A 20,894-nucleotide genomic window follows, 5' to 3' on the forward strand; every position below is an offset into this window, starting at 1 on the left:
TGTTCCCATGGTCATCCGCAGGAGGAACAGCCGGCGGTATCTCCCTTGGATGCAGTACCTGGCCATCGTGGGGCGGAGGGTGGTGGAGACGGTGGGGAGCATGCTCCATCACCTCTTCCCCAGGCGCATCCACGCCGTGACCCAGGAGGGTTTCGTCATCAAAGTTCTCACCTTCGTCCTGGCCCATAACATCAGTCTCCTGACCCAGAAGATGGCTGGGTAGCAACTTGGGTTAGCATAACACCAGTATGCAGGCGAGGCCACGTACCCAAACCATCGTTCGCCCCATCAACGTAACCACTCGCCCCCTACTCACCGTACTCCTTCTTTTAGCTTCGGACTTAGGGGCTTTGGTTTTAGCCGGAGGGCTCTCCGTAGGGGTCCGGTTTCTTTGGGACGGCAGCTTCAACCCAGCCCTCTACGTGTCGCTTTGGCCGGTAATCGGGCTTTTTGTGTTGGCTTACGCCCTCATGGGTCTCTACCCCGGTATAGGAAAAGCCCCGGCAGAAGAGCTGCGCCAACTTACGCTCACGACGACGCTGGTCTACCTCGTACTCGGCGCGGCAACCTTCTTATTCAAGGTAGGGGATACCTACTCGCGGGCAACCTTCCTTGGTGCATGGGCACTCTCGGTAGTCCTGGTGCCTCTAAGCCGTGCCCTCACGCGCCACCTTTTTGCCCACAGAAAGTGGTGGGGCTATCCGGCCGTGGTGCTCGGGGCCGGGGAAACCGGACGCATGGTGGTGCAGATGCTCAAGCGACAACCGGGACTAGGCCTGAAGCCGGTGGCCGTTTTGGACGATGATCCGGAAAAACAGGGGGTAATGGAAGGCGTACCCGTACTTGGTGGCCTGGATCTGGCTCCGGCGCTGGCACGCGAACTGAGGGTGCGACACGCCATCGTGGCGATGCCGGGGGTGCCGCGGGCCAAGCTGCTGGAAGTCTTAGAGCAACACGGTCACGCGTTCCCTCACCTAGTCCTAATCCCCGACCTCTTTGGCTTTTCCAGCCTTTGGGTTACAACAAAGGACCTCGGGGGGATACTGGGGCTCGAGGTACGCCAGCAGCTCCTACTACCAGGACCGCGCCTTGCGAAACGCATCGTTGACGTTGGCCTTTCCCTCATTGGGGGTCTGTTACTTTTACCTTTTCTAGCACTAATCGCCATCCTTATCAAATTGGACTCGCCAGGTCCTGTACTGTACGGCCACACGCGGATTGGCCAGAACGGACGGCGGTTCAAAGCTTGGAAATTTCGTTCCATGGTGAAGGATGCTGACAAGGTTCTCAAGGAATACCTAGAGAAACACCCTGAGCTACGCGTAGAATGGGAACGAGATCAAAAACTTCGGAGCGATCCTCGTGTGACACGGATAGGACGGATACTGCGCCAAACAAGCTTGGACGAGCTGCCTCAACTTTGGAACGTGCTGCGAGGGGAAATGAGCCTCGTGGGACCCCGGCCGATTGTTCAGGATGAGGTGATAAAGTACGGCGAAAAATTTGCCCTTTATATCAAAGTAAAGCCAGGCATGACTGGGCTTTGGCAGGTCTCGGGGCGCAACGACACCACTTACCAGGAACGTGTGAATCTGGACACCTACTACATCCGCAACTGGTCCCTCTGGCTTGACCTCTACATCCTGGCCCGGACGGTGTGGGTGGTGCTCACGCGGAAGGGAGCGTACTAGGGTAAAGTGGAGCGCGTATGATGGAAGCACCCCAGGAGGAAATCACCCTACGGGACATCGTGGAGGTTCTAAAGCGGCACCGCACCTACCTTTGGGCCTTCCCCCTCCTCTTCGGCGCGGTGGCCCTCATCTACAGCTTCTTCATCGCCGAGCCCACCTACGCCTCCACCGCCACCTTGAGCGTGGCCCCGGTGCAGGTGCAGGCCCAGCTGGAGCAGAGGATCCAGGTGCAGCAGGCCACCCCCATCACCTTTGAGGGGCTGAAGGCCTTGGCCCTCTCGGAGGAGGCGGTGGGGGAGGTGTGGGAGGCCCTAAAAAAGGAGGGAAAGCTTCCCACCCGCTGGCAGGACCAGGGGGACGGGCGGGGGGTGGAGCGGATGCTCCGGGACCTCGAGGTGAAGGACATCTCCCCTAAGCTCCAGGTGGCGAACCCCAACCAGGTCCCCCCCATTGTGGCTAGCTTCACCGTGAAGGCCCCGGACCCCGAGGTGGCGGCCAAGGCGGCCAACCTCTGGGTGGAGGCGGTGAAGGCGAAGGTGAACGAGATTCCCTTGCGGCGCCTCAAGGCGAGCCTCGCCGCCCTCGAGGAGCAGGTGCCCCCCGCGGAAAGGACCTACCGGGAGGCCCAGGCCCGCTGGGAGGCCTTCCAGAAGGCCACCACCCTGGCCCAGGACAAGGCGGAGCTGGAGGCCAAGACGGGGGAGCGGGTGAGCCTGGACACGGAGCTTTCGGGGTTGGAGCGGGACCTGGCCGCGGCGCGGGGGCGGATCGCCGCCTTGGAGCGGGAGGTAGCCCGCCAGGCCCGCCTGGTGCCCCTGAACACGAGCCCGGAAAGCCTCGCCGTCATCGGCAAGCGCCTCCAGGAGGCCCAGGCCGCCCTGAAGCGGGAGACGGAGAAGGCCAGGCAGGCTTACCTGGCGGCGGCTAAGGCCCTCGAGGCCTTTAAGGCGAGTGAGCGCGTCCCCGTGTGGCAGGCGGAGCTCTCCGCCTACACGGACGGCTACGCCTCGGTCCAGGCCCGCCTTATCGCCCTGGAAAAGGACCTGGCGGTGAAGCGGACCCAGCTCGCCGAGGCACAAAGCCGCCTCGCCCAGTACAAGGCGGAGATTCCCGGTCTTTCCGTGGAGAACCTGGTGGCCGGGCTCACGGTGGAGGAGGCCCAGGCCCTGGTGGCCGGGCGCCTGAAGGAGGCGGACGCCCGGCTCAAGCAGGCGGAGGCGGCCTGGCAGGTCTACCAGAAGGAGAGCAAGCTTTCCGTGCTCAAGCAGCAACTCGCCGGGTTCGCCGACCGGGTGGCCGGAATCCGGCAGCGGCTGGAGAAGATCCCCACGGACAGGGCGATTTTGCAGACCAGGCTCCAGGCCGCGGAAGCCGAGCTGGCTAAGGAGCCCAAGCTCCTTGCCCTGGAGCGGGAGATCGTGGCCGATCCCGTGGTGGCCGCGGCCATCGCCCAAGGAGGTGGCCTCCAGGCTCTGGTGGGCCTCAAGCTCAAAAACCAGGAGCTCAACCCCACTCACCAGAAGCTCCTCTCCGCCGCCTTGGACCTGAGGGCGGACCTGGCGGCTTTGGAACGGGAGGAGCGGGCTTTGCGGGAGGAGGAGGGGAAGCTGTTGCCCCAGGTGGAGGACCTGCAGGCGCGGGTGGCCGAGGAGGAGGCTAGGCGGGCCCGGCTTCTCACCGAGCTGGACGTGGCGCGGGATGTTTACAACGCTGTTTACCGTTACGCCGAGACCCTCAAGCAGATGGCCTCCAAACCGAAGGACCGCCTCCGGGAGGTGAGCCCGGACGTTCTCCGCTACCGGGACCTGGTGGTGGGGTTTCAGGCGGAGATCGCGGCTCTGGAGGGGGAGAAGGCGGCCCTAAACCGCAACCTGGCCGAGTACGACCGGCGCATCCGGGAACGTCGGGCCCAGATCGCCGCCCAGGAGCGGGAAAAGGAGGCCATCACCCTGGAGTACGGCGCGAAGAAGGCCGCCTACGAGGCCTTCCGCGCCCGCTACGACCAGATCGCGAACCTCTCGGAGGCGGACCTCGCCTTTGACAACCCCAATCCCGAGTACCAGCGCCTGCGCTCGGCGCTCATAGACGCCCAGGCGGAGGAGGCCAGGCTCCTCTCCAGGAAGGCGGCCCTCGAGGCCCGCGTCGCCCAGGTGGACGCCCGCATCAACGTCCTCAAGGACCGGGTGGCCCGGGCCCAGGTGGAGCAGGACACCCTCAGCCAGGCCCTGGAGCTCGCCAAAAACGCCTACCTGGCCCTGGCCCAGAAGCGCACGGACCTAGAGATCCAGATCGCCAGCAGCCAGGAGGCCTGGGCCTCCCTCCTGGCCCCGGCCTACCCCGTCTACGAGAAGGTGGCCCCCAGGCGGGGCCTCCTCTTCGCCCTGGCGGTGGCCTTGGGCCTGATGCTCGGGGTGATGGCCGCCTTTGTGGCCGAGGCGCTTAGGCCCCAGGGGGCTCCTTCCGGGGGGGGGCGCGTGACTGGATGCGGCAAGCCGAGCGGGACCTTAAACGCCTTGGCTGGCCTCCAGGAGCGGCTCAACTTGGTCCCCGAGCTCAGGCGCTGCGCCCTGGTCCTGGATAGGCTCTACATCCCCACGCGCTATCCGGACAGCTGGGAGGCGGGTGCCCCTCTGGACTACTATGGAGAGGAGGAGGCCCGGGATGCGCTCCTTTGTGCAGGAGAAATCCTACGGTTCGGTCAAAGTGTTCTGGCTGGACCGGGAGAGGCTGCTTCAGGCTCTTGAAGAAAAGGCGGCCGAGCTCCTCGCCACCTTCCCCGAGGTCCTCGCCGTGGTCCTCTTCGGCTCCTTGGCCCGGGGAGAGGCGACCCCGCGGAGCGACGCCGACCTCCTCCTTCTCGTGGGGGAGGCTCCCCCCTTCCTGGAGCGCCCCGGGCGTTACCTTCCCCTCTTCGCCGATCTGGGTTTTCCCGTGGACCTTTTCGTCTACACCCCGAAGGAGGCCGAGGCCAATCCCCTGGCCCGGCGGGCCCTGGCGGAGGGCCGGGTGCTCGCCGAGCGGAAGGGCTAAAGGCGGGCCGCTTCCTCCAGCGCCCTCTCCGCCTCCTCCATGTAGCGGTCCCAGGGGATGAGGGCGTAGCCCTCCTTTTTCCGGGCGGCGTAGTAGGGGAGGGCGAGGGAGAGGGGGGGCCGCACCTCGAGGTGTTCCCGCACCAGGGCGGGGAGGGACTTTGGGTAAACCCTGGGCCTCCGCAGGCGCTCCAGGAGGAGGCTTAGCCTAAAGGGGCGCATCAGTTCCTCCGCACCTTCTTGTTGAGGAAGTCCAGGAGGAGGTACTTGCCGATGTTCCTGGGGCTCGTGAGGTAGGCCTTGCCCCGGGTGATCTGGGAAAGCTTCTTCACGAAGGCGAGAAGCTCGGGCTCCCGGGCGAGCATGAAGGTGTGGATGGGGATCCCTTCGCGCCTCGCCAGGGTGGCCTCCTTGAGGGTCTCGGCCAGGATCAGGGGGTCCAGGCCCCAGGCGTTTTTGTAGATCTCCCCGCTCGGCAGGGTTAAGGCCGAGGGCTTGCCGTCGGTGATGAGGATGATCTGCTTCATCTCCCCGCCCATCTTCTTAAGGAGGGTCCGGGCGAGCTCCAGGCCTGCCTTGGTGTTGGTGTGGTAGGGCCCCACCTGGGCCAGGGGGAGCTTGGCCACGGGGATTTCCTCGGCGGTGTCGTGGAAGAGGACGAAGCGGACCCGGTCCCCGGGGTATTGGGTGCGGATGAGGTGGGCGAGGGCGAGGGCCACCCTCTTCGCCGGGGTGAAGCGGTCCTCCCCGTAGAGGATCATGGAGTGGGAGCAGTCCAGGAGGACCACGGTGCTCATGCTGGCGGTGTACTCGGCGAGGTCTATGACCAGATCCTCGTGGGAGAGGCCTTCCAGCCCCTTGGCCACGGCCTTCTTGAGGGTCTCGGGGACGTTGAGCTCCAGGGGGTCCCCCCACTCCCAGGGCTTGGTCTCCCCCGTCTTCTCCACCCCAGGGGCGTGGTGGGGGGTGGGGTGGAGGCCCGGGGGGTTGCGGCCCAGGGCCCCGAGGAGCTCCCGGAGGCTCTTCAGGCCCAGGAAGTCCGAGGCCTTCTCCGTGAGCTCAAAGCGGGCCTCCCCCGCCTCCCCCCGGTAGCCGCCCTGGGCGGGGTCCGTGGGGTCCTCCCCGGGAAGGCGCAGGTAGCCCGCCTCCTGGAGTTTCCGGATCATCCCCTGGATGGCCTGGTAGAGCCTCGTCTCCTCCTTGCGGTCGGCGAAGCGGGCTTCTCTGAGCCAGTCCTCGGGGACGAGCTCGTTCTTGAGGAGGGCCTGGAGGAGGGCGTCGTAGAGGTCCTCGAGGGTGGGGGCGCGGTCGGGGTCCGGGTCGTAGCGCTGGAAGGGGTCGGAAAACCCCGAGTCCAGGAGGAAGTCCTCTAGGAGGCTTAGGATCTCCTCGGGGGAAAGCTCCTCCAGGCCTCCCTCGTAGCGGCTATAGCGGATGGCTTTCATCGCGGCAACCTCCCCCGCTCTAGAACTCGGCCCATAGGATCCCCTCTCTAAGCACCCGCTCCCGGAAGGCGGGCTCCGCCTCGGCCAGGTCCACTAGGTCCACCCGCCGCACCACAGGGGCCTCCTCCAGGGCCTCCCGGAGGAGGGGCATGAGGTCCGTGAGGGGCGCGGGGGAGAGGAGGGCGAGGTCCAAATCGGAGGCCCGCCTCCCCTCCCCCCGGGCGAAGGAGCCGAAGAGGAAAAGCCGCGTCCCCATGCCCTCGAGGTAGGGCCTCAGGGCCTTTAGGACCGCCTCCTTGTCCCGGTCCAGGCTAGTTGCCATAGCTCCTCGGGCGCTCCGCCGCCTGGTAGCTCGCCTCGCCCCGGGAGAGCTTCCTTCGCCCCACCAGGCCCTCGAGGACGAACTCCCCGGCGGAAAGCAAAACCTCAGGGGCTTCCCCCTCGGCCAGGACCCTTGCCGCCTCTAAAAGCCCCGGGACCCCGGCCATGGCCCTAAGGGCCTCCTCCACGTCCCCTTCGGGCAGGGTGAGGAGGTTCCCCTCCTCAAAGTGGGCCACGATGGGCTCGGTCCTTAAGCGGTAGCGGGGGAGGACCAGGCCGAAGGCCCGCTGCACGATCTCCCGCGCCACCCTCTCCGCCCCCTGGAGCTCCCCCTCGTACTCCAATTCCAGCTTCCCGGTGATGGCGGGAAGCCCCTGGTAGAGGTCTAAGGGCCTCGCCACGGGCCTTCCTCCGTAGAGGAGGGCCCTTCTTTCGGCGCTTGCCGCCACCACCTCCAAAAGGCTGATGGCGAGGCGCTGGGAGACCCCCGCCGTCTGGTCCACACGGCGGTCCTCCCGGGCCACGAAGGCCACGGCCTCCACGGAAAGCCTCACCCACTCCGGGACCAGGACCCCCTCCGGCACGTAGGCTTCCTGGGCGCTGATCCGGGCCCCCTCCTCCAGGGAGCGAGGGTAGTGGGTGCGGATCTCGCTCCCGATCCGGTCCTTGAGGGGGGTCACGATGCGCCCCCGGGCGGTGTAGTCCTGGGGGTTGGCGGTGAAGACGAGCCACACGTCCAGGGGGAGCCGGATGGGGTAGCCCCGGATCTGCACGTCCCCCTCCTCGAGGATGTTGAAGAGGGCCACCTGCACCTTGGGGGCGAGGTCGGCGAGCTCGTTCACGGCGAAGATCCCCCGGTTCGCCCGGGGCAGGAGGCCATAGTGGATGCTCTCCAGGTCCGCCATCCCCGTGCCCCGCCTGGCCGCCTTGATGGGGTCCATGTCCCCGAGGAGGTCGGCCACGGTGGTGTCGGGGGTGGCGAGCTTCTCCACGTAGCGCTCCTCCCGGGGAAGCCACACGATGGGGGCCTCGTCCCCCGCCTCCTCCAGAAGCCTCCTGCCCTCGGGGGAGATGGGGCGAAGGGGGTTGTCGCGAAGCTCCGTGGCGAGGGCGGGCACCTCCTCGTCCAGGAGGCCCGTGAGGCATCTTAAAATGCGGCTTTTCGCCTGGCCTCGGGTGCCCAGGAGGATGAAGTTCTGCTGCGCCAGGATGGCCTGGACCAGGGCGGGGATCACCGTGTCCTCGTAGCCGTGGATGCCGGGGAAGAGCCTTTCCCCTTGGCGGAGCTTGGCCCTTAGGTTCTCCCGGGCCTCCTCCTTGACGGTGCGCCTCAGCTTTTCCAAGGGGTAGGTGCGCTTGAGTTCGCCTAGGGTCTTGGCCTTCACCCTTTCCAGTCTAGGGGAAGGGGAGGAGCCAGTATGTGGCCTTGGTTTCCGTGAGATAATGAAGGGGTGAACCGGGCCCGCGACATCCCCACCCGTTACCCGGACGCCCACCCAGCGGGGCCGGCCGCCCGGCACTACACCCGCCTCGAGGCCGAGGAGGCCCTGGCCCTGGCCCAAAGGGTCGTGGCCTTCGTGGAGGAAAGGCTATGACCCGGGTCTTCCGCTTTGACCCCGAGGCCCGCCTGGAGGAGGTGGCCCAGGCGGCCCGCGCCTTGGGGGCACACCCTGAGGTCCTCGCCGTGGTCCTCTTCGGCTCCCTGGTCCGGGGGGAGGCCACCGCCTTCAGCGATGCCGACCTCCTGGTCCTTCTCCGGGAAACCCCCCTCCCTTTCCCCGAGCGGCTCGTGCGCTACCGCCCGGAGGGGGTGAGGCGGGTGGAGGTCTTTCCCTACACCCTCGAGGAGGTGAAAGAGGGCCTCGGGGTGGCGCCCGTGGCCCTGAGGGAGGGCGTCCTCCTTTGGGCGCGGGAGGGCGCCTTGGAGCGCCTTGGGGCCTTGGGACTCGTCCCCTCTGCCTAACGCCTCTCTCATGCCCAAGGGGTATCTTGGCGGCGTGGAGATCCATGGCACCACCATCTTGGCCGTGCGCAAGGACGGCGTCACCGCCCTGGCGGGGGACGGCCAGGTAACCTTCGGCCAGACCGTGCTGAAGCGGGCCGCGGTCAAGGTGCGCAGGCTGGAGGTGGGGGAGGGCGTCCTGGTGGGCTTCGCCGGGGGCGTGGCCGACGCCATGGCCCTCCTGGAGCGCTTTGAGGAAAGGCTCAAGGAGGCCAAGGGGAACCTCCTTAGGGCTGCGGTGGAAACCGCCAAGCTCTGGCGCACCGACCGGGTCCTTCGCCACCTGCAGGCCATGATCGTGGCCGCCGACCGAGAGACCCTGGTCCTCCTCTCGGGAAGCGGGGAGGTGATCACCCCGGAGGAACCCCTTCTCGCGGTGGGCTCTGGCGGCCCCTACGCCCTGGCCGCCGCCAAGGCCCTTTACCGCCACTCGGGGCTTTCCGCCAGGGAGATCGCGGAGGAGGCCCTTAGGATCGCCGCCGAGGTGGACCTCTACACCTCGGGCCAGGTGACGGTTCTCACCCTGGGGGAGGCATGAACCTGACGCCCGCCGAGATCGTACGGGAGCTTTCCAAGCACATCGTGGGGCAGGAGGCGGCCAAAAGGGCGGTGGCCGTGGCCCTAAGGAACCGCTACCGCCGCAAGCGGCTTCCCCCGGAGATCGCCCGGGAGGTGACCCCCAAGAACATCCTCATGATCGGGCCCACAGGGGTGGGGAAGACGGAGATCGCCCGGCGCCTCGCCCGCCTGGCCGGGGCCCCCTTCGTGAAGGTGGAGGCCACCAAGTTCACCGAGGTGGGGTACGTGGGCCGGGACGTGGACGCCATCGTGCGCGACCTGGCGGAGGCCAGCTACCAGCTCGTGCTGGAGGAGATGAAGAAGAAGGTGGAGGAAAAGGCCCTGGCCATGGCCGAGGAGGAACTCGCCACCCTGCTTCGGGCCTCGGTGGCCGAGGTGCGCTCGGGCCGCCTGGACGCCCTTTCCGTGGAGGTCCAGGTGGAGGAGGAGGTCTCCCTTCCCTTCATGGGGGTCTTGGGAGGGGAAGGCTTCGGGGGGATGGGGGAGATGCTCAAGGGCCTCCTCCCCAGGCGCCCGGTGCGCAAGCGGATGACGGTGAAGGAGGCCCGGGAGGTGCTCAAGAACCAGCACGCCGAGCGCCTCATAGACAAGGAGGAGCTCAAGGAAGAGGCCCGCAGGCGCGCCCAGGAGGAGGGCATCGTCTTCATCGACGAGCTGGACAAGGTAGCCCGCCGGGAAGGCACCGTGGGGCCGGATGTCTCCGGGGAAGGGGTGCAGCGGGACCTTCTGCCCATCGTGGAGGGCACCGTGGTCTCCACCCGCATCGGCCCCATCTCCACGGAGCACGTCCTCTTCATCGCCGCCGGGGCCTTCCACGTGGCCAAGCCCTCGGACCTGATCCCCGAGCTCCAGGGCCGCTTTCCCATAAGAGTGGAGCTATCCCCCTTGGGCCCCGAGGAGTTCTACCGGATCCTCAAGGAGCCGGAAAACTCCCTGATCCGCCAGTACACCGAGCTTTTGCGGGCGGACGGCACCGAGCTCATCTTTGAGGACGAGGCCCTTTGGGCCATCGCCAAAGCGGCCCACCGGGCCAACCAGGAGCTGGAGGACATCGGGGCGCGGAGGCTCGCCACGGTCTTGGAGAGGGTCTTGGAGGAGGTGAGCTTCCAGACCGACCTAGGCCGGGTGGAGATCACCCGGGCCTACGTGGAGCAAAGGCTGGAGGCGGTCTTCGCCTCCCCCGACCTCACGCGGTTCGTCCTGTAGGAGGAAGGATATGCGCTGGTTTCTTTTGGCCTTGAGCTTGTTGGCCGCTCCCACCCTGGCCCAGACGCCCCCGCCGCCCTCCGCCCAGGAAAAGCAGGATGCCCTGAGGCTTGGGGTGCAGCTCTACGCCCTGGGCCGGTACGAGGCGGCTTTGGAGCTCTTTGAACGGGCGGTGAAGGAGAAGCCCCAGGATGCGGATGCCCTCTACTGGTTGGCCCGGGCCCAGCTCAAGGTGGGCCTCCTGAACCCCGCCTTGGAGAACGCCAAGGGCTTGGTGGCCAAAAACCCCCGGTACATCGGGGGGTACATGGTCCTCTCCGAGGCCTACCTGGCCCTGTACCGGGCCTCGGAGGACCGGGAGAAGGGGAAGGCCTACCTGGAGCAGGCCCTCACCGTGCTCCGGGACGCGGAGCGGGTGAACCCCCGCTATGCCCCCCTCTTCGCCCAGAGGGGCCTGGTCTACGCCCTCTTGGGGCAGGGGGACAAGGCGGAAGAGGCCTTTAAGAAGGCCCTGAGCCTGCAGGACACCCCGGAGGTGCGGGGGGCTTTGGCCGAGCTTTACCTGGCGGCAGGCCGCCTGGACGAGGCCTTGGAGCAGTACGCCAGGGCCCTCCAGCTGGCCCCGAAGGAGGCCGATTTGAGGGTCCGGTACGCCTCGGCCCTCCTCCTCAAGGGGCGGGCGGAGGAGGCGGCCCGGGTGTTGGAGGAGGGCCACCGGCAGAGGCCCCTGGATGCGGAGGGGTGGTACACCCTGGGCCAGGCTTACCTGGCCTTGGGCCGGAGCAAGGAGGCGGGGGTGGCCCTGGAGAACGCCGTGGCCCTGGCCCCCTTGCGCTTTCCCGCCGCCTACTACTTCCTGGGCCAGGTGTACATGGCCCTGGGGGATTGGCAGAAGGCGAAGAGCCGGTTCACGGTGGCGGTGCGCCTGGAGCCCAAGCGGGCGGAGTACCGCTACGGGCTTTGCCTGGCCAACGAAAAGCTCGGGGACAAGGAGGGGGCCCGGTACCAGTGCCAGGAGGCCTTGAAGCTGAAGCCGGGTTATAAGGAGGCCGAGGAAGTCTTGCGCAGGCTTTAGCCGGGGTATCCCCGCGACAACGTGACTACTTTCACAAGAAGGGCGTCCCCGGCGCGACGCCCTTCCGGGACTTTTTTCCCTGGACGGGGTTACGGGCGAAGGGTATAAGGGAGCAAAGGAGGTGAAAAATGCTGACCCGTCGCAAATTTATCGGCCTAGCGGGTGCGGTGACGGGGGGAGGCCTTCTCCTCGAGCGGGGCCTGGCGCGGGGCGAGAAGCCCGTCTTGCGCAAGCCCATCGGGGAGAAGCCCCTCATCTGTCCCTACTGCGCCACCGGGTGCGGCATGATCGCCGCGGTGCAGGGGGGCAAGCTGGTGAACCTCGAGGGGGACCCCGACCACCCCATCAACCAGGGAGCCCTTTGCTCCAAGGGCCAGGCGGCCCGGGGCTTCGTGGAAAGCCCCTACCGGGTCACCAAGGTCCTCTACCGGGCCCCGGGCGCCGACCGCTGGGAGGAGAAGAGCTGGGAGTGGGCCCTGGACCGGATCGCCCGCCTCGTCAAGGAGACCCGGGACCGGGGGTGGGTGGAGGTGGACGACCAGGGCCAGGTGGTGCGCCGCACCGAGGCCATCGCCACCCTGGGCACCAGCGTGGGCTCCAACGAGGAGGCCTACGCCATGTCCAAGCTCTTCCGGGCCCTCGGCATCGTTTATATCGAACACCAGGCCCGTATCTGCCACTCCTCCACCGTGCCCGCCCTGGGGACGAGCTTTGGCCGCGGGGCCATGACCAACCACCCCATCGACTTCAAAAACGCGGACGTGATCCTGGTGCAAGGGGGCAACCCCGCGGAGCAGCACCCCCTCACCTTCCGCTGGATCCTGGAGGCCAAGGAACGGGGAGCCAAGCTCATCGTGGTGGACCCCCGCTTCAACCGTACCGCCGCCAAGGCGGACCTCTTCGCCCAGATCCGCCCAGGCACCGACATCGCCTTCATGGGCGGCATGATCCGGTATATCCTGGAAAACAAGCGTTATGATGAGTTTTACGTCAAGCACTACACCAACGCCTCCTTCCTGATCCACCCCGAGTTCAAGACGGCGGGGGAGCTGGACGGGCTCTTCTCGGGCTATGACCCCGAGAAGAAGGCCTACGACACCTCCACCTGGGCCTACCAGCTGGACGAGAACGGCCAGGTCAAGACCGACCCCACCCTCCAGGATCCCCACTGCGTCTTCCAGATCCTCCGGCGGCAGTACGAGCGCTACACCCCCGAGGTGGTGTCCAAGATCACGGGCGTCCCCGTGGAAAAGCTCCTGGCCATCTACGACCTCTACGCCTCCACCGGGCGGCCCGACCGGGCGGGCACCATCACCTACGCCATGGGGGCCACCCAGCACACCTACGGCACCCAGCACATCCGCACCTACGCCATCGTGCAGCTCCTCCTGGGCAACATCGGCCTCCCCGGGGGCGGGGTGAACGCCCTGCGGGGCCACTCCAACGTGCAGGGGAGCACCGACTTCGCCCTCCTCTACCACGACCTTCCCGGCTACCTGGGCCTGCCCTCCGGGGACAAGCCCACCCTGAAGGCGTGGCTGGAGTCCCGGGTGCCCAAGGCCATCTACGCCCCCTCGGCCAACTGGTGGCAGAACTACCCCAAGTACTTCGTGAGCCTCCTGAAGGCCTGGTGGCCCAAGGTGAGTCCCGAGGAGGCCTACGGCTACCTGCCCAAGCTTTCGCCTCACAAGGACGGCATCCCCGACAAGAGCGCCGACTACTCCCACTACGCCATCTTCCACGCCATGCTGGCCGGGCGCATTGAGGGGCTCATCGCCATCGGGCAGAACCCGGCCAACTCCGCGGCCAACGCCAACCTGGCCCGCAAGGCCCTGGACAGCCTCAAGTGGCTGGTGGTGGTGGACCCCATGGAGACGGAGACCGCCGCCCACTGGAAGCGGCCCGGGGTGGACCCCAAGGAGATCCAGACCGAGGTCTTCCTCCTGCCCTCGGCGGTGTGGGCGGAAAAGTCCGGAAGCATCACCAACACCGGGCGTTGGGCCCAGTGGTACGACAAGGCCCTGGATCCGCCTGGGGAGGCGAAGGACGAACTCTGGATCCTGACGGAGCTCGTGCAGCGCCTGAAGAAGCTCTATGCGGAAGAGGGAGGGCCCAATAAGGAGGCCATCCTGAACCTCTCCTGGTGGGAGCACTCGGAGAAGATGGCTGAGGAGGTGGCCAAGGAGTACAACGGCTACGACCTCACCACCGGGAAGCTCATGGCCAAGTTCGCCGACCTCCGGGACGACGGCACCACCGCCTGCGGCAACTGGCTTTACTGCGGGGCCTTCACGGAAGAGGGCAACAAGATGGCCCGCCGCGACCCCAAGGACACCCACCCCTTGGGCCTGGGGCTTTACCAGAACTGGGCCTACGCCTGGCCCGCCAACCGGAGGATCCTCTACAACCGGGCTTCCGCCGACCTCCAGGGGCAGCCTCGGAACCCCGCCAAGTGGCTCGTGCGCTGGAACCCCAAGGAGGAGAAGTGGGAGGGGGACGTTCCCGACGGCGTGGCCCCCCCGGACAAGGCCTTGCCCTTCATCATGCTCCCCGAAGGGGTGGGGCGCCTCTTCGCCGCCCAGCTTAAGGACGGTCCCTTGCCCGAGCACTACGAGCCTTGGGAGAGCGCCCTCGCCAACCTCCTCTCCGGTCAGGACAAGAACCCCGTGTGCAAGGTCTGGGTGGGGAACCTGGACGTTTACGGCACCCCTGAGGAATACCCCATCGTGGCCACCACCTACCGCCTCACCGAGCACTGGCACACGGGGATGATGAGCCGCAACGTGCCCTGGCTTTTGGAGCTCCAGCCCGACCCCTTCGTGGAGATGGACGTGGAGCTGGCCAAGAGCCTGGGGATCAAGAACGGGGAGTGGGTGCGCATCAAGAGCGCCCGCGGGGAAATGAAGGCGGTGGCCCTGGTGACCCCCAGGGTCCAGCCGGTGAAGGTGGGGGACAAGACCCTGCACCAGGTGGGCATCGTCATCCACTGGGGCTACCAGGGGGCAAACCCCGGCGACTCCGCCAACCAGCTCACCCCCCAGGCCTTGGACCCCAACACCTTCATCCAGGAGACCAAGGCCTTCCTGGTGCGGATTGAGAAGATCTGAGGAGGTGGAGGATGCCTAACCCTGGCGATTACGCCATCCTCTTTGACGCGAGCCGCTGTATCGGCTGTAAGGCCTGCCAGGTGGCCTGCAAGCAGTGGAACGACCTCCCTGCCGAAAAAACGGCCAACACGGGTAGCTACGCTAACCCCCCTAAGCTTTCGGGGCACACCTGGCTCAAGATGAACTACCTGGAGGGGCTCCGCCCGGACGGGACCCCCTACTTTGACTTCCTGCGGAGCTCCTGCATGCACTGCACCAGCGCCCCGTGCGTGACCAGCTGCCCCACCGGGGCCATGGCCCACCGGGAGGGCGGGGTGGTCACCGTGGACGAAAAGACCTGCATCGGGTGCCGCTCCTGCGTCCAGGCCTGCCCCTACGGGGCGGTGCACTTTGACGAGGCCAAGGGCGTGGTGCACAAGTGCACCATGTGCTACGACCGCATCGCCAACGGGGACCAGCCCGCCTGCGTGAAGGCCTGCCCGGTGGACGCCCTCACCTTCGGGCGCTACCAGGAGATCAGGGCCATGGCCGAGGAGCGGGTGCGCGTCCTCAAGGAGCGCGGCTACGCCAGGGCCACCGTCTATGGCCTCAACGAGCTGGGCGGTACCCACGTCCTCTACGTGCTCACCGAGCACCCAAGCTACTTCGACCTTCCCTCCGCGGTGGTGGAGGCGGAAAAGCGGGCCGCCAAGGGCTGGCTTTCCGCGGGCATCGCCGCGGCGGTGATGGGCGCGGGCCTTAAGTTCATCGTGGACCGGCGGGAGAGCCTGAAGGGAGGTTCCAAGTGATCACCTGGACCTGGCCGAACCCCATGGGCGAGGAGTCCTGGGGCATCTGGATTGCCCTCTACTTCTTCCTGGCGGGAACCGGGGGCGGGGCGTACCTCGTCAGCACCCTTTACTGCCGCGAGCACCGGGTGCGGAAGACGGCCTTTTGGGCCTTCATCACCGTGGTCCTGGGCTCGGGGCTTTTGATTCTGGACCTGGGCCAGCCCCTGCGCTTCTTGAACCTGTTCTTGGGAGGTTGGCACCCTGCCTCGGTGATGTGGCTTGGTAGCTGGTTCCTCCTCCTAGCAGGGGCTGGCCTCCTTGCGGTGTGGTTGAGGCCCACGCCCCGCTGGTTCCAGCAGGTGGTGGCCTTTTTGGTGGCCCTGGTGGTGGGCTACACGGCCGTCCTCCTCATGGCCACGGCCAAACCCTTCTGGAACGCTTCCCCCCTCCTCCCCTGGCTCTTCCTGGCCTCGGCGGCTACCGCAGGCAGCGCCCTCCTCCAGCTCTTGGAGCCGGCGGAGCCCTTGAAACGGATCCTGCTCACCATGGCCGTGGTGGAGGGTCTGCTCCTCGTGGCCCATCTCCTCTGGGTTTACCCGGCGGCCGCCCAGGCGGTGATGGTCCTCTTGGCCGGCCCCGTGGCCTGGGCCTTCTGGGGGTTTGTGGTGCTGGGCTGGGGGTTGCCCCTTTGGCTGGAAAGGAGGAACGGCCAGCTGGCGGCGTGGCTCACCCTGGTGGGGGCCTTCTTGTTGCGGTACTTCGTGGTGGTGGCTGGGCAAGTGTGAGGGGCTACCCCCTGTCCGCCCAGGACAGGGGGTAGTCTTGTCCCTAAAGGGGGGTAGGCCGTGCTGGACATTCTGGAAGTGGTGCACCGTAGGCTCAGCCTTTTGCCCAAGCGGTCTGAGCCCTGGCCCGAGGCCCTGCACCTGGCGCTCGCCGAGGTGCGGGAGGCGGTGGAGGAGGTGGCCCCCGGTTTCCTGGCCGGGGTGCGCCTGCCGCCCGAGGCAGAGCTCTTACGGGACGCGGGAAGGCTGCGGGAAGGAGAGGCTCCGCCCGGGGAGGCGTACGCCTTTTGGCTGCACCAGGCCCTGCGCCTTGTCCCCTGGCGAGAGGAAAGGCAGGGAGAGGGCCGCTGCCCCACCTGCGGGGGTTTCCCCGACGTGGGGTACCTGGACTCCGAGGGGCGCCGCTTTTTTGTGTGTGCTTTCTGCGACGAGGCCTGGCGCGCTCCTCGGCTGGCCTGCCCCTTCTGCGGCGAGACCCGGTCGGAGCGCCTGGTGTACTATGCGGAAGACCCCTACCGGGTTTACGTGTGCGGTACCTGCGGGGAACGCCTGGTGGTCCAGGACCTGCGCCTAAAGCCTGACCTGGACCTGCCCGCCCTGCGGGCCCGGGCCGCCTGGTACGCCTTGGCGGAGGAAGGCGATGTGGAGGTATGAAGGGGGGCGGTTCCGGGAGGAGGCGTTTCCCCTCCCCGAGGAGAAGCGCCTGCTCTTGGTGGTGAACGGCAAGCCCTGGACCGCCTTCAGCTACACCCCTGGGGACGAGGCCTACTTAGCCCTGGGGCACCTGTTTTTGAGCGGGGTGCTTTCGGGCCTCGAGGGGGTGCGGTACCTGGTGGGGGACGGGGTGGTGGCCGTGGACCTGCCCCAGGATCCCGAGCGGGGCCTGGGGGTCAGGGACAGCGGGTGTGCCGCCGGGCTCCGCTACGGGGAGCCCCGGCTGGCCCCGGTGCCCCGGGTGGCCCTGGACCCAGAGCTTCCCCTCCACCTCCTGGCCCAGCTGCGGCAGGGCGCGGCCCGGTACGCCCGGACCCGGGGCATCCACGGGGCGGCGCTTTTTGACCCCTCCGGGCGGCTCCTCTACCTCAACGAGGACATCGGCCGCCACAACGCCGTGGACCGCTTGGCGGGGTTCATGCTCCTCCACGGGGTAACCCCCCCGGTCCTCCTGGCCTCCACGGGGCGGGTCAGCCAGGAGATGGCGGCCAAGGCCATCGGCATGGGGGCGGTGCTCCTGGCGAGCCGCACGGGGGCCACGGCCCCCGCGGTGGCCCTGGCCCGGGCCTACGGCCTGGCCCTGGCCGCCTACGTGCGGCCCACGGGCTACCGCCTCTACGTCCCCGGGGGCATGCCCGTGGCCGAAGGGGTCCTCAAGCCTTAGGCTCGTCCTTCTTCTCCTCCTCCTGGAGCCCCTTTTTGAACTCCCGGGCGGACTGGCCGATGCCCCGGGCCAGTTCCGGGAGCTTCTTGGCGCCGAAAAGGAGCAGGACGACCAGGAGGATGAGGACGATTTCCAGGGGTCCTAAGCGCATGGGGCCATCATAGCACGCCTTGACCCTCTTTGGGCCAGGTGTTATCGTGGCCTGTGGGTGGCCACGGCCTCCGGGGCGTAGCGCAGGCCGGTAGCGCACCTGCTTTGGGAGCAGGGGGTCGCCCGTTCAAATCGGGCCGCCCCGACCACGCGGGAGTAGCTCAGTTGGTAGAGCATCGGCCTTCCAAGCCGAGGGTCGCGGGTTCGAGTCCCGTCTCCCGCTCCAGATGGCCGGGGCGAGGCCAGCCCCGGCCCCCTGTTATGGGCCCGTAGCTCAGGGGACAGAGCAGCCGCCTTCTAAGCGGTAGGTCGGGGGTTCGAATCCCTCCGGGCCCGCCAGGTCCTGAAGGCAAAACCCCTCGGCTTCAGGCCACCCGCCTCCCCCCCAGGTAGACGGCCTCCACCCGTAGCCCCTCGTCCAGGACCACCAGGTCGGCCCGCTTGCCCGGGGCGATCTCCCCCCGGTCCTCTAGGCCCAGGTAGCGGGCGGGGTAGGTGGAAAGCCTCCGGGCCGCCTCCTCCAGGGAGAGGCCGAACCCCACCAGCTTCCGCAGGGCCTCGTCCATGGTGAGGGTGCTCCCCGCCAGGCTCTCCCCCAGCCACACCCCCTCCGCCCGCCTCACCACCCGGTGGGCCCCCAAGGGGTACTCCCCCTCCGGCATCCCCGCCGCCGCCACCGCGTCCGTCACGAAGTAGAGGCCGGGAATAGCCTTTAAGGCGAGCCGCAGGGCCGCGGGGTGCACGTGGAGCCCATCGGGGATGAGCTCCGCCCACGCCCCCCGCTCCAGGGCCAGGCCCACCACCCCCGGCTCCCGGTGGTGCAGGGGGGTCATGGCGTTGTAGAGGTGGGTGAAGCCCACGGCTCCCGCTTCCAGGGCGGCCAAGGCCTCGGGGTAGCTGGCGGCGGTGTGGCCCAGCTGGACCCGCACCCCCCGTTCCCGCAGGAAGCGAACGAGGTCTAGGGCCCCGGGGAGCTCGGGGGCCAGGGTGACCACCCGGATGGGGGCCAGGGCCAGGAGGTCTTCCATCAGGGAGGGGTCGGGTTCCTGGGGGAAGGGGGGCTGGGCCCCCAGGCGCTTGGGGCTTAGGAAGGGGCCTTCCAGGTGGACCCCGAGGAGGGCCTCGCACCGTGCCATGGCCCCGGCGATGCCGCGGAGGGCCTCCTTTAGGGCCTCCTGGGGCGCGGTGACGGTGGTGGCGAGGAGGCCGGTGGTGCCGTGGCGGAGGTGGAAGCGGGCCATCCTGAGGACGGCCTCCTCCCCCTCCATGGCGTCGGCGCCGAGGCCGCCGTGGACGTGGAGGTCCAAAAAGCCGGGGAGGAGGTAAGGCCCCTCCACGGGGGCCTCCTCCAGGGCCTCTATGCGCTCGGAGAAGTGGAGCCTTCCCCGCACGAAACCACGGGGGGTGAGGATCTGGCCCGCCAAGGTTGAGGTGGCCGCTTCCGCCGTCTTGCCCATGCGCTCTTTTCCTACAAGCCTCATACCCTTTTCTCCTGTTTCGTTCACCCGCCTGCCACCGGAAATCTCCGCCAAGGCTTTTCGGCCGGGGCCCCCATGCTGGCGCAAGCCAGTATGGGGTGGCATCAAAAGGGTTCCACCACCTGCCCTGCCCGAACGTCCCGCCCCCCGGTGGCCTGTCCCAGGACGTTCACCTCCCCCAGGGCGTGGAGGTAAGCCAGCAGGGCGAAGGCCAAGGGCTCGCGCACCTTGGGGTTTTCCATGACCACCACGGGGAGGTGGGTCCTGAGGAGGTCCACCAGGACGGGGTTGCGGGCCCCGCCCCCGGCCAGGAGCACCCGGTCCACGGGCCCCACGAAGCGCTCGTAGGCCAGGACCACGCTCCTGGCCGTGAAGGCGAGAAGGGTTTTGAGGAGGGTGGGGGCCTCCCGGGGCTTTTGGGGAAGGGCCTTTAGGCGCCACACCTCCCGCCCCGTGGTCTTGGGGGGCGGCTTTTGGAAGTAGGGGTGGGCCAGCCAAAGGGCCAAGGCCGCCTCGTCCACCCCACCCTCCGCCGCCACCGCGGCGGCCTCCTCAGGGGTCAGGCCCAAGGAGGCGGCGGCCTCGTCAAAGAGGCAGACCCCGGGCCCCGTGTCCATGGCCAGGAGGGTGGCGGGGTCGCGCCCGCGGAAGAAGGTGAGGTTGGAGATGCCGCCCAGGTTGTGCACGCTCTGGGTGCGCCCCTCCTCCCCGTAGAGGAGCAGGTCCGGGTAGGCCACCAAGGGGGCCCCCTGCCCCCCCGCCGCCAGGTCCACGGACCGGAAGCCGAAGACCACCGGCACCCCCAGGGCCTGGGCCAGGTAGCTGGGCTCCCCCACCTGGAAGGTGGCCCGGGGGGGTTCGTGCCAGAGGGTCTGGCCGGAAAGCCCCACCCGCTCCGCCTCGTTCCGGAAGGGGAGGGCGGCCTCCGCATAGAAGCGGCCGAGGTCGTGGTGCAAAAGGGCCACCTCCCGGGTGTCGGCTCCCCGCATGGCGGCGAGGACCCTCCGGCGCAGGGCCTCGGGGTAGGGCACCTCGCGGTGGGCCAAGACCTGGTGGCCTAGGTCCCTGGGCCCCCCGGAGAAGTCCGCCAGGACCAGGTCCAGCCCGTCGGCGCTGGTTCCGGACATGATCCCCAAAACCCTCATGCCAGCTCCACCAAAAGCTCGTACCGGTCCCCCCGGTAGCGGCTCTTGACGAACTCCACCGGACGCCCGTCCGCGAGGAAGCTCACCCGTTCCAGGTAGAGGAGGGGGGTTCCCGGCGGTACCTGGAGGAGGCGGTCCTCCTCCCGGGCGGGCACGGCCCGGAGGCGCTGGAGGGCCCGCACCGGGCGGAGGCCCTTGGCCTCGAGGGCCTGGTACAAGGAGCCCTGGGGAACCTCCTCCAAGGCCCAGAGGGGAAGCGCCGCCCGCTCCAAGGCTAAAGGCTCGCCGTCGGCCAGGCGTAGCCTTTCCAGGCGCCACACCCCTTCCCCGGGGGAGAGGCGGAGGTGGAAGGCCTCCTCCCCCGTGGCGGGCCCCCGTTCGGCCCGCAGGGTTAGCGTCTCCGGGGTGAGGCCCAGGGCCCGCATCTCCTCGCTGAAGCCCAGGAGCTTGGCGCGGAAGGTGGCCCGTTGGGCCACGTAGGTGCCGCTTCCCTGCCGGCGCACCAGAAGCCCCTCCTCTTCCAAAAGCGCCAGGGCCCGGCGCAGGGTCACGCGGGAGACGCCCAGGGCTTGGGCCAGGGCCCTTTCCGGGGGTAGGGCCTTCCCGTAGGTGCCCCGGAGGAGGGCCGCCTTCAGCTCTTCCGCCAGCCGGAGGTATCTGGGTCCCGTGGCCGCCAAGGGTTCACCTTCCTTTCCCGGGGGTCCCGCGGACCCCCCTAAGCATACCACTTGCA

Annotated in this window: 21 protein-coding genes, 3 tRNA genes and 1 pseudogene; 17 read left to right on the forward strand and 8 right to left on the reverse strand. The window is 67.9% G+C overall.

Annotation, left to right across the window (positions count from 1 at the left end):
• The 4 genes and pseudogenes from ACYQ0J_RS05330 to ACYQ0J_RS05345 all read left to right on the forward strand — a co-directional run.
• Positions 1-223: pseudogene (locus ACYQ0J_RS05330) on the forward strand (IS982 family transposase); the annotation flags it as partial.
• 25 nt (positions 224-248) lie between these two features.
• Positions 249-1,691: an undecaprenyl-phosphate galactose phosphotransferase WbaP gene (gene wbaP / locus ACYQ0J_RS05335; protein ID WP_460171148.1), complete on the forward strand. Its 1,443-nt coding sequence runs from the start codon at positions 249-251 to the stop codon at positions 1,689-1,691.
• Positions 1,692-1,708: 17 nt separating this feature from the next.
• A complete protein-coding gene (locus ACYQ0J_RS05340) occupies positions 1,709-4,435 on the forward strand; it encodes a Wzz/FepE/Etk N-terminal domain-containing protein (protein WP_460171149.1) in 2,727 nt (908 codons plus the stop codon).
• Positions 4,395-4,721, forward strand: coding sequence for a nucleotidyltransferase domain-containing protein (locus tag ACYQ0J_RS05345; protein WP_011228087.1), 327 nt, complete (start codon positions 4,395-4,397; stop codon positions 4,719-4,721). The genes ACYQ0J_RS05340 and ACYQ0J_RS05345 overlap by 41 nt, the downstream gene beginning before the upstream one ends.
• Here ACYQ0J_RS05345 and ACYQ0J_RS05350 read toward each other — a convergent pair.
• The 4 genes from ACYQ0J_RS05350 to ACYQ0J_RS05365 are packed head-to-tail and all read right to left on the reverse strand — an operon-like array spanning position 4,718 to position 7,871.
• A complete protein-coding gene (locus ACYQ0J_RS05350; RefSeq protein WP_460171150.1) occupies positions 4,718-4,942 on the reverse strand; it encodes a hypothetical protein in 225 nt (74 codons plus the stop codon). The genes ACYQ0J_RS05345 and ACYQ0J_RS05350 overlap by 4 nt on opposite strands.
• Positions 4,942-6,165, reverse strand: a complete 1,224-nt coding sequence (locus ACYQ0J_RS05355; protein WP_460171151.1) for a vWA domain-containing protein — start codon at positions 6,163-6,165, stop codon at positions 4,942-4,944. The genes ACYQ0J_RS05350 and ACYQ0J_RS05355 overlap by 1 nt, the downstream gene beginning before the upstream one ends.
• Positions 6,166-6,184: 19 nt before the next feature.
• Positions 6,185-6,487 (reverse strand): nucleotidyltransferase family protein, encoded by a 303-nt coding sequence (locus tag ACYQ0J_RS05360; RefSeq protein ID WP_460171152.1) that lies wholly within the window; start codon positions 6,485-6,487, stop codon positions 6,185-6,187.
• Positions 6,477-7,871, reverse strand: a complete 1,395-nt coding sequence (locus ACYQ0J_RS05365; RefSeq protein ID WP_460171153.1) for a sigma 54-interacting transcriptional regulator — start codon at positions 7,869-7,871, stop codon at positions 6,477-6,479. The genes ACYQ0J_RS05360 and ACYQ0J_RS05365 overlap by 11 nt, the downstream gene beginning before the upstream one ends.
• A 66-nt stretch (positions 7,872-7,937) precedes the next feature.
• Between ACYQ0J_RS05365 and ACYQ0J_RS05370 the strand changes: the two genes are divergently transcribed.
• From ACYQ0J_RS05370 to ACYQ0J_RS05415, 10 genes are all read left to right on the forward strand, one after another.
• Positions 7,938-8,081: a HEPN domain-containing protein gene (locus ACYQ0J_RS05370; protein WP_460171154.1), complete on the forward strand. Its 144-nt coding sequence runs from the start codon at positions 7,938-7,940 to the stop codon at positions 8,079-8,081.
• Positions 8,078-8,449, forward strand: a complete 372-nt coding sequence (locus ACYQ0J_RS05375) for a nucleotidyltransferase domain-containing protein (RefSeq protein WP_460171155.1) — start codon at positions 8,078-8,080, stop codon at positions 8,447-8,449. Before ACYQ0J_RS05370 ends, ACYQ0J_RS05375 begins: the two co-directional genes overlap by 4 nt.
• Positions 8,450-8,459: 10 nt before the next feature.
• Entirely contained in the window at positions 8,460-9,026 is a 567-nt protein-coding gene (gene hslV / locus ACYQ0J_RS05380; protein ID WP_460171156.1) for an ATP-dependent protease subunit HslV, read from the forward strand.
• Entirely contained in the window at positions 9,023-10,273 is a 1,251-nt protein-coding gene (hslU, locus tag ACYQ0J_RS05385) for an ATP-dependent protease ATPase subunit HslU (protein WP_460171157.1), read from the forward strand. The genes hslV and hslU overlap by 4 nt, the downstream gene beginning before the upstream one ends.
• A gap of 10 nt (positions 10,274-10,283) precedes the next feature.
• On the forward strand, positions 10,284-11,348 hold the full coding sequence (locus ACYQ0J_RS05390; protein ID WP_460171158.1) for a tetratricopeptide repeat protein: 1,065 nt from the start codon (positions 10,284-10,286) through the stop codon (positions 11,346-11,348).
• A 128-nt stretch (positions 11,349-11,476) separates the two neighbouring features.
• Positions 11,477-14,455, forward strand: a complete 2,979-nt coding sequence (gene fdnG, locus ACYQ0J_RS05395; protein ID WP_460171159.1) for a formate dehydrogenase-N subunit alpha — start codon at positions 11,477-11,479, stop codon at positions 14,453-14,455.
• A gap of 11 nt (positions 14,456-14,466) precedes the next feature.
• Positions 14,467-15,243 carry a 4Fe-4S dicluster domain-containing protein gene (locus ACYQ0J_RS05400; RefSeq protein ID WP_460171160.1) on the forward strand — a complete coding sequence of 259 codons (777 nt, stop codon included), beginning with the start codon at positions 14,467-14,469 and terminating at the stop codon, positions 15,241-15,243.
• Positions 15,240-16,010: an NrfD/PsrC family molybdoenzyme membrane anchor subunit gene (gene nrfD / locus ACYQ0J_RS05405; RefSeq protein ID WP_460171161.1), complete on the forward strand. Its 771-nt coding sequence runs from the start codon at positions 15,240-15,242 to the stop codon at positions 16,008-16,010. Before ACYQ0J_RS05400 ends, nrfD begins: the two co-directional genes overlap by 4 nt.
• A gap of 60 nt (positions 16,011-16,070) precedes the next feature.
• Positions 16,071-16,664, forward strand: a complete 594-nt coding sequence (locus ACYQ0J_RS05410; RefSeq protein ID WP_460171162.1) for a hypothetical protein — start codon at positions 16,071-16,073, stop codon at positions 16,662-16,664.
• The gene (locus ACYQ0J_RS05415; RefSeq protein WP_460171163.1) at positions 16,651-17,388 is read left to right on the forward strand and encodes a formate dehydrogenase accessory sulfurtransferase FdhD; all 738 of its coding nucleotides are present in this window, start codon (positions 16,651-16,653) and stop codon (positions 17,386-17,388) included. Before ACYQ0J_RS05410 ends, ACYQ0J_RS05415 begins: the two co-directional genes overlap by 14 nt.
• On the opposite strand, the gene tatA is transcribed toward ACYQ0J_RS05415, so the two are convergent.
• Positions 17,378-17,539 (reverse strand): twin-arginine translocase TatA/TatE family subunit, encoded by a 162-nt coding sequence (gene tatA, locus ACYQ0J_RS05420; protein ID WP_460171164.1) that lies wholly within the window; start codon positions 17,537-17,539, stop codon positions 17,378-17,380. The two genes, ACYQ0J_RS05415 and tatA, sit on opposite strands and share 11 nt — an antisense overlap.
• Positions 17,540-17,610: 71 nt before the next feature.
• Between tatA and ACYQ0J_RS05425 the strand changes: the two genes are divergently transcribed.
• From ACYQ0J_RS05425 to ACYQ0J_RS05435, 3 genes are all read left to right on the forward strand, one after another.
• A tRNA-Pro gene (locus tag ACYQ0J_RS05425) sits at positions 17,611-17,687 on the forward strand.
• Between the two features lies 1 nt (position 17,688).
• Positions 17,689-17,764 (forward strand) — tRNA-Gly (locus tag ACYQ0J_RS05430).
• 37 nt (positions 17,765-17,801) lie between these two features.
• Positions 17,802-17,877, forward strand: a tRNA-Arg gene (locus tag ACYQ0J_RS05435).
• Positions 17,878-17,903: 26 nt separating this feature from the next.
• Here the strand turns inward: ACYQ0J_RS05435 and nagA are convergent.
• The 3 genes from nagA to ACYQ0J_RS05450 form a co-directional block, all read right to left on the reverse strand.
• Entirely contained in the window at positions 17,904-19,019 is a 1,116-nt protein-coding gene (nagA, locus tag ACYQ0J_RS05440; protein ID WP_460171165.1) for an N-acetylglucosamine-6-phosphate deacetylase, read from the reverse strand.
• Positions 19,020-19,120: 101 nt separating this feature from the next.
• A complete protein-coding gene (locus ACYQ0J_RS05445; RefSeq protein ID WP_460171166.1) occupies positions 19,121-20,161 on the reverse strand; it encodes an anhydro-N-acetylmuramic acid kinase in 1,041 nt (346 codons plus the stop codon).
• Complete coding sequence (locus tag ACYQ0J_RS05450; RefSeq protein WP_460171167.1) at positions 20,158-20,838, reverse strand: GntR family transcriptional regulator; 681 nt, start codon at positions 20,836-20,838, stop codon at positions 20,158-20,160. The genes ACYQ0J_RS05445 and ACYQ0J_RS05450 overlap by 4 nt, the downstream gene beginning before the upstream one ends.
• Positions 20,839-20,894: the final 56 nt, after the last annotated feature.

Source organism: Thermus sp. FJN-A (genome assembly GCF_054655095.1).

Bases quoted from the DNA above. Each gene is read 5' to 3' on its own strand.
- wbaP (WP_460171148.1), top strand. From the start codon at position 249: ATGCAGGCGAGGCCACGTACCCAAACCATCGTTCGCCCCATCAACGTA.
- ACYQ0J_RS05340 (WP_460171149.1), top strand. From the start codon at position 1,709: ATGATGGAAGCACCCCAGGAGGAAATCACCCTACGGGACATCGTGGAG.
- ACYQ0J_RS05350 (WP_460171150.1), bottom strand. From the start codon at position 4,942: ATGCGCCCCTTTAGGCTAAGCCTCCTCCTGGAGCGCCTGCGGAGGCCC.
- ACYQ0J_RS05355 (WP_460171151.1), bottom strand. From the start codon at position 6,165: ATGAAAGCCATCCGCTATAGCCGCTACGAGGGAGGCCTGGAGGAGCTT.
- ACYQ0J_RS05360 (WP_460171152.1), bottom strand. From the start codon at position 6,487: ATGGCAACTAGCCTGGACCGGGACAAGGAGGCGGTCCTAAAGGCCCTG.
- ACYQ0J_RS05375 (WP_460171155.1), top strand. From the start codon at position 8,078: ATGACCCGGGTCTTCCGCTTTGACCCCGAGGCCCGCCTGGAGGAGGTG.
- hslV (WP_460171156.1), top strand. From the start codon at position 8,460: ATGCCCAAGGGGTATCTTGGCGGCGTGGAGATCCATGGCACCACCATC.
- hslU (WP_460171157.1), top strand. From the start codon at position 9,023: ATGAACCTGACGCCCGCCGAGATCGTACGGGAGCTTTCCAAGCACATC.
- ACYQ0J_RS05390 (WP_460171158.1), top strand. From the start codon at position 10,284: ATGCGCTGGTTTCTTTTGGCCTTGAGCTTGTTGGCCGCTCCCACCCTG.
- fdnG (WP_460171159.1), top strand. From the start codon at position 11,477: ATGCTGACCCGTCGCAAATTTATCGGCCTAGCGGGTGCGGTGACGGGG.
- ACYQ0J_RS05400 (WP_460171160.1), top strand. From the start codon at position 14,467: ATGCCTAACCCTGGCGATTACGCCATCCTCTTTGACGCGAGCCGCTGT.
- ACYQ0J_RS05415 (WP_460171163.1), top strand. From the start codon at position 16,651: ATGTGGAGGTATGAAGGGGGGCGGTTCCGGGAGGAGGCGTTTCCCCTC.
- tatA (WP_460171164.1), bottom strand. From the start codon at position 17,539: ATGCGCTTAGGACCCCTGGAAATCGTCCTCATCCTCCTGGTCGTCCTG.
- nagA (WP_460171165.1), bottom strand. From the start codon at position 19,019: ATGAGGCTTGTAGGAAAAGAGCGCATGGGCAAGACGGCGGAAGCGGCC.
- ACYQ0J_RS05445 (WP_460171166.1), bottom strand. From the start codon at position 20,161: ATGAGGGTTTTGGGGATCATGTCCGGAACCAGCGCCGACGGGCTGGAC.